A 12684-nucleotide genomic window follows, 5' to 3' on the forward strand; every position below is an offset into this window, starting at 1 on the left:
TTTAAAATTCAGATAGCATAAATTTTAATCAGGCTTTAGCTCTTTAATTTTATTTATAACATCTTGGATAATCCAATCAGGAGTGCTTGCTCCCGCGCTTATTCCGCAATGATTTTTCCCTTCAAACCATGCGCCTTCAAGCTCGCTTTCATTTTCTATGAGGTAGCTATCGTCGCAAAAATTTTTAGATATCAGATAAAGCTGTTTTGTGTTTGAAGAATTTTTTCCACCTATTATAACCATAACATCGGCTTTTTGAGCTAAATCCTTCACAGCTTCTTGATTTTCAAGAGTAGCGTTGCAAATAGTATTAAAGACCCTTACTTCTTTAGTTTTTAACATTAAACAATTTACAATCTGCATAAGTTTTTCGACTTTACGAGTAGTTTGGCTTACCACGGCAACTTTTTGAGATAGTTTTATGCCTTCTAGCTCGCTCTCTTCAAGTATCACATAAACCTTGCCTGTAGCGTATGATTTGACACCTTTAACTTCAGGGTGATTTTCATCGCCAAAGATAACGATATCATAGCCTTCTTTACTCATCTTTTCACAAATTTGCTGAGGCTTCGTCACAAAGGGACAGGTGGCGTCTATAACATTTACGTTACTGCTTTTAAGCCTTGCAAGATCGGTTTTGGTTATACCGTGAGTACGGATTATAGCCTTTTTTTCTTCGCTTAGCTCCTCAATTCCCTGCAAAGTTTTAACGTTAAAATTGAGTTTTAATCTATTTATCTCTTCGTTATTGTGTATAAGAGGTCCTATGGTTGCCGCATCTTTAGCGTTTTCAGCGATCTTTATCGCTCGCTTAACTCCAAAACAAAATCCGTAACTACTAGCAAGCTCAATCTTCAACGCTAGCTCCAAGCTCTCTTAATATAGAGCCGAATTTCGGAAAAGAGGTAGATATAAATTCGCTCTTTTCGATCACCATTCCGCATTTAAGACCTAAAATAGCAAAGCTCATAGCCATACGATGATCGCCGTGGCTATCTATGATCGCACTATTTGCCTGCGCACCCTTGACGCTAAAACCGTCTTCAAATTCACTCACTTCAAGCCCGCACTTCTTAAGTCCTTCAACCATAACGGCGATCCTATCGCTCTCTTTTACTCTAAGCTCTTTTGCATTTCTTATGACGCTTACTCCGCTTGCATTGGCAAAAGCCACGGCAAGAGCCGGCACTTCATCAATAAGCCAAGAGATATTTTCGCTTACTTCAACGGCTTTAAGAGGAGCGTATCTTATCTCGATCTCGCCTATGCTCTCGTATTCGCTGCTGGTCTCTTTAAATTTTATATCTGCACCCATTTTTTCAAGTACCCTGTAAGCCTCTATACGGGTTTTATTTAAAAGCATATTTTTAAGCACTAAGTGTGAATTTGGAATGATCGCCGCCGCAACCGCAAAGAAAAATGCAGAGCTTGGATCGTTTGGTACAAAAATTTCAAGAGGCTTAAGAGGATTTTGCATCGGTTTTATAGATACTTCCGTGCCGTTTCGCTCTATTTGCGCACCCATTCCTTTTAGCATTCTTTCAGTATGATCTCGGCTTAACTCAGGCTCATTTATCATGCATCCGTTTGATTTAAGACCCGCTAAAAGCAAAGCGGACTTAACCTGGGCCGAGGCTATTTTACTATCAAATTTAAAATACTCAAGCTTGCTTCCTCGTATCGCAAGCGGTGCTCTATCGCCGTTATTTGCGCCGTCTATCTTGGCTCCCACACCAACAAGAGGCTTTGCGATCCTTGCCATCGGGCGGCGGTTTAGATATTCATCTCCGCTTAGCACGAAAAATCCTTCGCTTGCAGCTAAAAATCCCATAAGCAGTCTCATCGCCGTGCCAGAATTTCCGCACTCAAGCACGACTTCGGGCTCTTTTAAATTTTTAGGCGGGATTATCGTTAGCTCATCATCAGTTTGGGAAATTTCAGCCCCCAAAAACTTGACAATATTTAAAGTATTTAGAGTATCTTCCGCTTTCAGATAGTTTTTTATGCGAGAAGGCTTATCAGAAAGCAACGAAAATATCGCACACCTATGAGATATCGATTTATCAGGAGCGATAACCTCTAATTTTGCATCTATCCTGTCTCTTAAAGCAAAAATTTTCATCTTATCGTAATACCTAAATTCGTATTTAATGCGCTTAAAATTTTATCCATTATAAGCGCGATATCATCGTCCTCAAGCGTCTTTTGATCATCTTGAAACGTAAATTTGACCGTTAAACTGGAATTTGATCCTAAATTTTTATCTCTATAAATATCAACAGGTAAAAATTCTTTTAGGCACTCGATGTTAAGAGCTTTTATACACTCTTTTATCTTTTCAAATCTCATATCTTCAGGCACGATAAGGCTTAAGTCCCTACTTATCGCAGGAAATTTAGAATAAGCCTTCGCTACCGTTTTTTTGCATTTTAGCTTATCAAATTCCACTTCACATAGATATGTTTTTGGCAAGTCACGACTGTTTTCAACTCTTATATCAACTCTGCCGATGTATCCTACGCAAATATCGTTTTGATAAATTTTAGCCTGCTCAAATTCGCTTAGATAGCCCACATCACCGCTTGGCTTAAGCTCAAAATCACCGATTATATTTTTAATGGCTAACGCAAAACTTAAGAAGTCAATCTCGGCAGGCTTTGCGGAATTTAGCAAAGTAGGCTCCTTAACAAGTCCGCTTGCGATAAAGCCAAATCTCTGTGCCTGATCGCCGTTTTCGTTAAATACGCTACCAAATTCAAAAATTTTAACTGATTTTTTATAATTTTTGATATTTCTCTCGGCAGATTTTAAAAGATGATTTATAAGAGTCGGTCTAAGCGTATTTAACTCGCTTGTAATAGGGTTTGCAAGCTCAGCCTTGCAAGGCTTAAACCCAAGCTCGCTTAATTCTTTTGCATCATCAAAGACATAGTGAACCGATTCAAAAAACCCAACATCAGCAGCTTTTCGCCTTAAATTAAGAGCTCGTTTGTAGTCTTTGTAAGTATCATTTATCCTGCTTTGCTCACTGAATTTAAGAGGTTTTGAAGCTATGTTATCAATACCTATCATTCGCACTATCTCTTCGCAAACATCTTGTAAATTTAGCGTATCATGACGAAATTCCGGAACCTTTACATTTACGCTCTCTTTTTCGGCGTTTAAATTTACTTCAAATCCAAGCTTTTTAAGTATCCTAACCACATCATTTCTAGCGATCTCTTGCCCTATCATCTTATTCATTTCGCTCATCGTAAAACTTACGAATTTAGGCTCTTTTGTAAGTAAAGTCTGCTGCGAACCCGCATAAAGAACGGCATTTTTGAAATTTGCAAGCAGTTTAAACAGATAATCCGCCCCAAAATCGATATTAGGCTCAGAGCCCCTAAGCGAACGATAAACTTGCGTAGAACGAGGAATTTGCTTATCTTCAAATATAGTCGTGGCTATAACTTCAGGGTCAGTATAATTAGCCTCGATAATGATCTTTTTGCTATCTTTTTCAAGAGCCGCCGAGTCGCTTTGATATATGCCCGCAACTCCTAAAATTTGACCGCCTACTAGAATTTTGCTGGCAAGAAATTTATCTTTTTCAAGATCAAAAACAACCCTGTCTTCATCTTTTTTAAGCTTATCATAATCATACGCGTTAAATAGCACTCCGGTTGAGTGCGTAGCATATTCCAAAAGTCTTTCCACACAGTGTTCTTTAGTGCATTCAATGAGTGCTAATCTAATCTTCATAAGCAAATTCTCATTAATAGCATCTTTTAGCTCAAACACCCTATATTGAAAGCTGCTTTTTAAATTTTCCTCTGCATGAATCGCTAAAATTCGCCCGATTCCAAGCAAATTTTCAGCTTCGTCGTATTTGCTTGCATTTTTTAAAGGCAGATCAAGAGCTGCCGAAACATCCCTAGCGATACCGTAAACGCTTAAGCAATCGCCCCTGTTTGGCGTTAGCTCTATCTCTATAAAAGTATCGTTTAGTATCGGATACTCGTTAAGCTCTTTGCCGAGTTTAAGCTCTCCGATACTCTCATCAAGAGGCATAATGCCGTCGTTTGTTTTTACTAATCCAAGCTCACTGGAAGAGCAAATCATACCGTTTGACTCTACGCCTCTAAGCTTAGCGCGCTTTATCTCAAGCCCGCTTGGCATAACCGCTCCCACAAGCGCTACAGGCACAAACTGTCCCGCTTCGACGTTTTTAGCACCGCAAACTATCTGAAGAGTTTCGCTTCCGACATCTACTTGACATACACTTAGCTTCTCGGCATTTTCATGCTTAGCTTTGCTTTTTACATACCCTACTACGATTTTTTCAGGAATTTTTATCTCATTAAAGCTATCAACCTCAAGACCTATTGAATTTAACGTCTTTAAAAGAGTTTCGTTGCCAGTATTTGATATATCTACCCACTCATTTAGCCAATTTCTTGAAATTATCATTTAAACTGCTCCAATAATCTTAAATCTCCCTCAAAAAGCGAGCGCAAATCAGGAATTTGATGAAGTAGCATTGCAAATCTCTCTACTCCAAGCCCAAAGGCATATCCGCTTACGTTTTTATAGCCGACCGCCTTAAATACGTTTGAGTCAACCACTCCGCATCCAAGCACTTCAAGCCAGCCTGTCTGCTTGCATACTCTACATCCTTCGCCCTTACAAAAGATACAGCTTATATCAACTTCGGCCGATGGCTCCGTAAAAGGAAAGAAGCTTGGGCGGAAACGAACCTGCACGTCGCCAAACATATATCTTAAGAAATTTTCAAGCATACTTTTTAAATTTGCAAAGCTAACCACTCCCTCATCCTCAACCACAAGCCCCTCGACCTGATGAAACATCGGAGTATGCGTTAGGTCCATATCGCGTCTAAAAACGCTTCCCGGAGCTATCATGCGAATAGGCGGCTTAGTGCTCATCATAGTTCTAACTTGAACCGGGCTGGTATGCGTACGAAGCAGCTTAAAGTCCTTAAAGTAAAACGTATCTTGCATATCTCGCGCAGGGTGATATTTAGGCAAATTTAGCGCTTCAAAGTTATGAAAATCATCCTCTATGAGAGGTCCTGTTTCAAGAGAGAAATTCTGCATCATAAAATACTCTATGATCTTATCCATAGTAGCCATCACAGGATGAAGAGCACCCGTTGAATTTGGCTCGTTAAAGAGCGTCACGTCTATGGCGCTTGCTTTCATATTAGCCTTTATTTCGCTATTTTCAAGCTCTGATTTTTTGCTTGCAAGCAGGGTTTCAAACTCATCTCTTAGCTTGTTTAAATTCGCCGCAAATGATTTTTTTTCATCATCGCTCATGTCTTTTAATTTCGCAAATTCGGATGTGATAAGACCTTTTTTGCCAAGTAGATCAACTCGAATTCTGTCAAGTTCGGCTAAATTACTGCACCTACTTATACTATCTTTATACTCTTGCAAATTCTTACCTCGTGTTAAATTTTTTGTTCTGATTGTAGTCAATTTTTAATAAAATCTGCATAAAAGGTCTTTTGCTTTATAAAATTTAGTTTTGAATTGTTATAATTTGAAAATTTTAAACAGGAGAAAGAAATGACAATTTTTGAAAAGATAGTAGCGGGCGAAATTCCTTGCAACAAAGTGCTGGAAAACGATAAATTTCTGGCTTTTAACGACATAAATCCAAAAGCGCCGATTCATATCCTCATAATTCCAAAAAAACACTTTAAAAATTTCCAAGAGATGGACGCGAGCTTAATGAGCGAGATGACTAAATTCATCCAAGAGGTCGCAACTCTTATGGGGCTTGATAAAAGCGGTTATCGCCTAGTAACAAACAACGGCGAAAACGGCGGTCAAGAGGTTATGCACTTGCATTTTCATATGCTTGGCGGCGCCAAACTCGGCTGGGTTGATGCAGCTACCGATCCGCAATCAACATTTTAAACCGACCGGAAGGGCTAAACACCCTTCTTTTGGTGTAAATTTCTATTTTTTAAATTTTATCTTCGATACAAGCCTTTTTCAAATCCAAATTTTAGATTATCTTAAATTTTTCAGCCACTCGTTAATCAAATTTATCTGCTTTTGCACGCTAGAATTTGCCGTGCCTCCAAGCGACGTTCTAGCCTCTTTTGAGGCGTGCAGATCTAAAAATTTAACCGCATTTTCGTCCAAATTTTCATCGACATCTTTTAACTGCTCAGAGCTAAGCTCGCTTAGATCAACGCCCAAACTCTCAGCCTTTGCCACAGCCTTACCCGTGATAAAGTGAGCGGTTCTAAACGGCACGTTTTTTTCTCGCACTAGAAAATCAGCCAGATCGGTTGCGCTTAAATGCCCTTTTTTAGTAGCTTCAAGCATATTTTTTTCATTAAATTTAGCCTCTTTCATCATCTCATTTAAAATATGAACCGATGTAAGCGCAGTATGTACGCTATCAAAAACACTTTCTTTATCCTCTTGCATGTCTTTGTTATAGGCTAACGGCAAGCCTTTCATGGTAGTTAAAAGCGCTATCAAATTTCCATTTACGCGACCCGTTTTTCCGCGGATAAGTTCCGCTACGTCGGGGTTTTTCTTCTGAGGCATGATAGAGCTTCCCGTAGAGTAAGTATCGCTAATGGTTACAAAGCCAAATTCTTGCGAACTCCAGAGTATCAACTCCTCGCAAAGACGCGAAGCATGAGTCATCAGCACGCTTATGTTAAATAAAATTTCCATAGCAAAATCACGATCAGAAACGCTATCCATCGCATTTTGCGTAACGCCGCTAAATTTAAGCTCTTGCGCCACAATCTTTCTATCTATAGGATGTGGCGTGCCCGCAAGTGCAGCTGAACCTAGCGGACAGAGATTATTTCGCTCGTGCGAGCTTGCAAATCGTTCATAATCGCGCTTAAACATAAAAGCGTAAGCAAGCAAGTGATAAGCAAGGCTTACCGGCTGAGCGTGCTGAAGGTGCGTAAAACCGGGCATTAGCGTATCAAGATGCTTACTTGCGATGGAATTTAAAGTAGAGACAAAAGAGTAAATTTCATCCATGATTTCAAGCGAGCTACGCTGCACATAAAGTCTAAAATCAAGAGCGACCTGATCGTTTCTGCTACGCGCCGTATGTAGTCTTCCTCCAAGCTCACTTCCGATGATCTCGCTTAAGCGCTTTTCAACCGCCATGTGGATGTCTTCATCCTCGATTTTAAACTCAAATTTATTATGCTCTATCTCGCCCAAAACTATATCAAGTCCTTTTATGATGGTTTGTGCCTCTTCTTGCTTTAGTATCCCGCACTCGCCAAGCATTTTTGCATGAGCCTTGCTACCTGCGATATCTTCGCGATAAAGGTTTTTATCAAATCCTATAGAGGCGTTAAACTCTTCAAGTAATTTGCTGCTTTCGTTTTTAAATCTGCCCGACCACATCTTTTTCATGATTTTTCCTTTTTAAATTTAAATGCTATTTTATAAAATTTAGCCTAAAGAAAATCCAAATCGCCTAAAGATTATAAAAATTCCACGATTTTAAAATTTGAAGCTATAATAGTAAAAACTCTAGGGAATTTTAAAACTTATGCCTTTAGAGCTTAATATGAAAGAGTATGCCTCAAAAGAGAAATTTGCAAATTTTGGGCAAATTTTATCCTCAAACGATTCCGCTTAAGGGGATATAAAAGTCGGCGATTTGTTGCTGTATAGATCAGATACCCTAGTGCTGTTTTATAAGGATTTCAATGAGAACTTTTATAAATACACAAAAATCGGCACTATAAAAAATACCGACGAGCTTTTAAAAGCGCTTGGAAATGGTGATGTGAAAGTAAAATTAAGCTTCAAAAATAGTCTTAAACCTACTTTCTTAAACCTCTTCCTATAAGAACAAATACTATTATCACGCCGATAACCATAAGTGTGGCTTTGATGATATAAATTTTGCGTTCGCTTTTGGCTTTTGGCGAACTTTCGCTAAGGCGAACTTTGACCTCATCTCCACCGCTTGTCTTTATCGTAAGTATATCACCCTCCAAGCCGCTTAAATTCACGCTTAAAGTGTTTGTTCCGCTTTGTTTAATCTCTGAATTTAAAAGAGCGGATGAATTATAAGAGTAGCTTGTAAGCAGGTCGTTACAGTCCTTTGGACGAAAGAAAATTTCATATACGGTATCCGGTTTTACGCTCAACACATCGCCGTCTTTTGCATCAAAATAAGGAAATTTAAGCGTTTTGGTCTTGAAATTCCACTTTATCTGTTTAGGTTCATTTTCTTGAGTGTAACTAAAAATAGCCGTATAATCTGCGCCAAATTCAAAAACATCTCTTGAAAACGCAGCAAACTGATGAGATGAAAATTTGCGGTTTATGTCGCTTTTTTGATCTAGAATTTTTAAATTTCTAAGCTTCTCATCGCCTTTATAAATTTCAAAATTCAGAAATTTTATATCTTTTAAGCTCTCGTTAAATTCTATACTTACAGGGTTTGAAGTGATCTTGCACTCAGGAAACGGATCTGGAACTTCGCCGCTAAAATAAGGCACAACAGGAGCTTTATCAGGGAATTTTACATGCTGTTTGGTTGATTTTAAAAACCCTTCAAGCCTAGTGTCTTTTACTTTGATATCTTTATTCGCACAGACATTTGTGTAGAATTTACCGAGGCCGTTATCACTCGCACCTCTTTTGCAAAAGCCATTAAGATTTGAGTTGCCCATCAAAAAAACATAAGCGCTAAATTTATCAGAAGTTGCCGCGCTGAAACCTACTTCATTTACGCTTAAATTTAAAAAGGCAAACCGATGATAAATCGCCGAAAAAAGCCCGTCTATGGAGGTTATAAAGTCACTCTTATAAGCTATATTTTCAAGCACGTGCATAGAGTTATAGCCTGCAAATTTTGCTCTATCGCCCGGAGTTACACCTGTAAATTTTGCAAGCCCGGCACTCTCGTCATGCCCCATATATGAGTTGGCCACGCTGTATTCGGCGTGATTTTTAGAAGCCAAGCTCAAATTTTCATTAAATTTAAGCGCAAACAGCCCCGAGCCTCTGCGGTAGTCGTTTAAATAGCTAAGCGCATCGCTATCGATTATGTAAGAAATTTGAGGCTGGCTTGCCTCTTTGAGTCTTGCGGGATCGTAGCTATTTTTGTAGTCGCACCCCGCAAGAAAAATAAATCCGAAAGCAATCAACCCAAATTTAAGCTTTTGGGCCTGCTTTTGCGTATTCAACGCCCTCTTTCACATCTTCATATCGTTTGAAATTTGCTTCAAACATCTTAGCAAGCTTATCTCTCATGGCTATATATTCATCTTTATTTTCCCAAGTATTTATCGGATTTAAAAGCTTTGTTTCCACGCCAGCAAGCTCTTTTGGGATAGATAAGTTAAATTTCTCAAAATTCTCAAACTCACACTCTCTTATGCTTCCGTCAAGTATAGCATTTATGCAAGCGCGAGTAGCTTTTATGCTCATTCTTTTGCCGACCCCGTAAGCGCCGCCGCTCCAGCCGGTATTTACAAGATATACATTTACATCGTGCTTATCTATTTTTTCACCTAAAAGCTTAGCATATACGGTTGGATGAAGCGGCATAAATGGCTCGCCAAAGCAAGCGGAAAACGTCGCTACAGGCTCGGTTATACCGCGCTCTGTTCCTGCAACTTTAGCCGTATATCCGCTTAAGAAATAATACATCGCCTGCTCTTTTGTAAGCTTTGCAACAGGAGGAAGCACGCCAAACGCATCCGCCGTTAAAAATATAATATTTTGCGGATGTCCGGCACTTAGACTTGGCTCGTGATTTTCAATATGTTCAATCGGATAGCTTACGCGCGTATTTTCAGTCTTGCTTCCGTCTTTATAATCAACCACTCCGTTTGCATCCGCCACGACGTTTTCAAGTAGTGCGTTGCGCTTAATAGCTGCATAAATTTCAGGCTCGCTCTCAGGATCAAGGTTTATACATTTTGCGTAGCATCCGCCTTCAAAGTTAAACACGCCGTCATCGTCCCAGCCGTGCTCATCATCGCCTATTAGCTTTCTTTTTGGATCTGTTGAAAGAGTGGTTTTGCCCGTTCCGCTAAGACCGAAGAAAAGCGCCGTATCACCTTCTTTGCCTACATTCGCAGAGCAGTGCATGCTTAGCTTGCCTTCAAGAGGAAGCCAGTAGTTCATCATCGAAAAAATACCCTTTTTCATCTCTCCGCCATACCATGTTCCGCCTATAACGGCAACGTTTTCTTCGATATTAAATATAACAAAAACTTCTGAATTTAGACCGTCTTCTTTGAAATTTTCATTTGAACATTTACAAGCGTTATAAACTACAAAATCCGGGCTGAATTTCGCCAAATCCTCTTTACTCGGGCGAATAAACATATTTTTTACGAAATGCGCCTGCCAAGCAACCTCTGTTATAAATCTAACCGATTTTTTACTCTTATCGCTAGAGCCGCAAAATGCGTCTTGTACGTAGATATCTTTACCGCTTAATCTATCCTTGGCCTTTTTAAGAAGTTTGTCAAAAAGCTCTTTTGAGATAGGCTGATTTACCTTTCCCCAAGCGATGTATTTAGCGCTTGGATCTTGCTTCACGAAATACTTATCCTTAGGGCTTCTGCCAGTAAAAATACCCGTATCGACCATAAAGGTTCCGTTGCTACTCACCCTTCCTTCGCCGTTATTTTTCTCATGCTCAAAAAGCTCATCATAGCTTAAGTTATGATAAATATTTTTGATACCCTGCAACCCCAACTTATCGAATTCATTTACCATTGTTGTTCCTTTTTATTTATATCATCTGATTTTATTTTTATAAAGCATAGATCAAAAAATACTAAATTCTAGCTAGAATTTGACCGTTTTTGACCGTTTGCCCCTGTTCTACTTCGATTGAACTCACTACGCCGTCTTTTGGCGCAACTACTTCTATCTCCATTTTCATAGCTTCTAAAATAATAAGAATTTGTCCTTTTTTAACCTTATCTCCCACTTTTGCTAAAATTTTAAATACATTTCCCGGCAAGCTGCTTACCACGGCTTCGCCGCTACCGTTTTCATTGGTAGCCTTTCTTCCCGCAGGTGAAATTTCAGGAGGCATCAGCATAGCATCGCCTACGGGCTTTATGCTTTTAACCTCTACTTCTGCATCTTGGCTATCGTAAATTTCAACTTCGAATTTTTTACCGTTTACGACAACGCTATATTTTTCATTTACGCCGTCCTTGCTCTCTTTGGTAGTGCAAATTTGCTCTTTTGCCTTAGGCATTTGAGAAATTTTGCGCACATTTACCTTGCCCTCTCCTTTTAAGAAAGCTATGCCTTTTTCCTTGCATGCGGCTGCTATAAAGATATTTTCTTCTGTTGCTTCAATGCCCTCTTTTTTAAGTAGCTCTTTTGTAAATTTGATTGATTTTGTTTCGTCACGATCTGCGATATCTATGGCATTTTCTTTGGTAGGTTTAAGCCCAAGCTGCTCGCTTGCAAGCTTGATGACCTCTTTATCAGGTTTTGACGGGGTCTTGCCGAAGTAGCCAAGCACCATCTTACCGTAGCCTTCGGCGATCTTCTTCCATTTACCAAACATTACGTTATTAAAGGCTTGTTGAAAATAAAACTGACTCACAGGAGTTACGCTAGTGCCATATCCTCCCTTTTGAACCACCTCTTGCATAGCGTCGATCACATCAGGGAATTTATCTAAGATATTATTATCTCTCATCATTTGAGTATTTGCCGTAAGCGCACCGCCCGGCATCGGAGAAAACGGTATAAGAGGGCTAACTTCGGTAGCTTCAGGCGGTATAAAGTAGTCCTTAAGACACTCTTTTAAAACTCTTTCATATTTTAAGACTTTTTGAGTATCAAGTCCGCCAAGATCGTAGTCCTTGCCTTTAACGGCGTGAAGCATAGTAAGTATATCAGGCTGGCTTGTGCCCCCACTTACGGGACTTGCGGCTAGATCGATACCGTCTGCGCCCGCTTCAAGTGCGGCTAGATAACACGCCACGCTAACGCCTGCTGTTTCGTGAGTATGAAGCCTGATGTGAGTTTTTGCAGGAAGTAGCTTGCGAGCCATTTTGATAGTCTCATAGACCTTTTGCGGACTACTTGTGCCGCTTGCATCCTTAAAGCAAACGCTATCGTAAGGAATTCCTGCGTCTAAAATTTCTCTTAAAATTCTCTCGTAAAACGCCACATCATGAGCGCCTACACATCCGGGAGGCAGATCCATCATAGTAACCACAACTTCGTGCTTAAGTCCGTGATGAACTATCCGCTCGCCGGAGTATTTTAAATTCTCAACATCGTTAAGCGCATCAAAATTTCTAATAGTAGTCGTGCCGTGCTTTTTAAACATCTTAGCATGCAGATCCACAAGCTCCCTACTGCCCGTATCAAGAGTTACGGTATTAACGCCTCTGCTTAGGGTTTGCAAATTTGCGTCTTTACCCGCTATCTCTCTAAATTTATCCATCATAACAAAGGCGTCTTCATTCAGATAAAAATAAAGGCTCTGAAAGCGCGCGCCGCCTCCGAATTCAAAGTGTGTGATACCCGCTTCTTTTGCTGCGCTCACGGCAGGCAAAAAGTCATCCATCAAAACTCTCGCACCAAAAACAGACTGAAATCCGTCTCTAAAGGTGGTATCCATTACATCTATGAATTTTTTCGCCATAAGTCGCCTTTCCGTCGTAGTTTAAATTTGCTC

General features: G+C 39.8%; 9 protein-coding genes and 1 pseudogene. 2 read left to right on the forward strand and 8 right to left on the reverse strand.

The window, feature by feature from the left end; translation table 11 throughout:
- Nucleotides 1-24: 24 nt before the first annotated feature.
- From CORI_RS07135 to CORI_RS07150, 4 genes are read right to left on the reverse strand one after another with little or no spacing between them, the layout of a single operon-like run.
- On the reverse strand, nt 25-858 hold the full coding sequence (locus CORI_RS07135) for a 4-hydroxy-3-methylbut-2-enyl diphosphate reductase (protein ID WP_173031382.1): 834 nt from the start codon (nt 856-858) through the stop codon (nt 25-27).
- A complete protein-coding gene (aroA, locus tag CORI_RS07140; protein WP_173031383.1) occupies nt 848-2122 on the reverse strand; it encodes a 3-phosphoshikimate 1-carboxyvinyltransferase in 1275 nt (424 codons plus the stop codon). Before aroA ends, CORI_RS07135 begins: the two co-directional genes overlap by 11 nt.
- Nucleotides 2119-4452, reverse strand: a complete 2334-nt coding sequence (gene pheT / locus CORI_RS07145; protein ID WP_173031384.1) for a phenylalanine--tRNA ligase subunit beta — start codon at nt 4450-4452, stop codon at nt 2119-2121. The genes aroA and pheT overlap by 4 nt, the downstream gene beginning before the upstream one ends.
- Nucleotides 4449-5441 carry a phenylalanine--tRNA ligase subunit alpha gene (locus tag CORI_RS07150; RefSeq protein ID WP_173031385.1) on the reverse strand — a complete coding sequence of 331 codons (993 nt, stop codon included), beginning with the start codon at nt 5439-5441 and terminating at the stop codon, nt 4449-4451. Before CORI_RS07150 ends, pheT begins: the two co-directional genes overlap by 4 nt.
- 132 nt (nt 5442-5573) lie before the next feature.
- On the opposite strand from CORI_RS07150, the gene CORI_RS07155 reads away from it, so the two are divergent.
- Entirely contained in the window at nt 5574-5927 is a 354-nt protein-coding gene (locus tag CORI_RS07155) for a histidine triad nucleotide-binding protein (protein WP_173031386.1), read from the forward strand.
- A 96-nt stretch (nt 5928-6023) separates the two neighbouring features.
- Here the strand turns inward: CORI_RS07155 and argH are convergent, their stop codons facing one another.
- Nucleotides 6024-7412, reverse strand: coding sequence for an argininosuccinate lyase (gene argH, locus CORI_RS07160; protein WP_173031387.1), 1389 nt, complete (start codon nt 7410-7412; stop codon nt 6024-6026).
- A 139-nt stretch (nt 7413-7551) separates the two neighbouring features.
- Here argH and CORI_RS07170 point away from each other — a divergent pair.
- Nucleotides 7552-7854, forward strand: a pseudogene (locus CORI_RS07170) (cyclophilin-like fold protein).
- On the opposite strand, the gene CORI_RS07175 reads toward CORI_RS07170, so the two are convergent.
- The 3 genes from CORI_RS07175 to CORI_RS07185 all read right to left on the reverse strand — a co-directional run bounded on the left by CORI_RS07175 (nt 7829) and on the right by CORI_RS07185 (nt 12651).
- Complete coding sequence (locus CORI_RS07175) at nt 7829-9202, reverse strand: CAP domain-containing protein (protein WP_173031390.1); 1374 nt, start codon at nt 9200-9202, stop codon at nt 7829-7831. The pseudogene CORI_RS07170 and the gene CORI_RS07175 sit on opposite strands and share 26 nt — an antisense overlap.
- On the reverse strand, nt 9171-10748 hold the full coding sequence (gene pckA / locus CORI_RS07180) for a phosphoenolpyruvate carboxykinase (ATP) (protein ID WP_173031391.1): 1578 nt from the start codon (nt 10746-10748) through the stop codon (nt 9171-9173). Before pckA ends, CORI_RS07175 begins: the two co-directional genes overlap by 32 nt.
- A gap of 61 nt (nt 10749-10809) precedes the next feature.
- Nucleotides 10810-12651, reverse strand: a complete 1842-nt coding sequence (locus tag CORI_RS07185) for a biotin/lipoyl-containing protein (RefSeq protein ID WP_173031392.1) — start codon at nt 12649-12651, stop codon at nt 10810-10812.
- Between the last annotated feature and the right edge of the window lie 33 nt (nt 12652-12684).

The organism is Campylobacter sp. CCUG 57310 (assembly GCF_013201975.1).
GTDB classification, from domain to species: Bacteria; Campylobacterota; Campylobacteria; order Campylobacterales; family Campylobacteraceae; genus Campylobacter_A; species Campylobacter_A canis.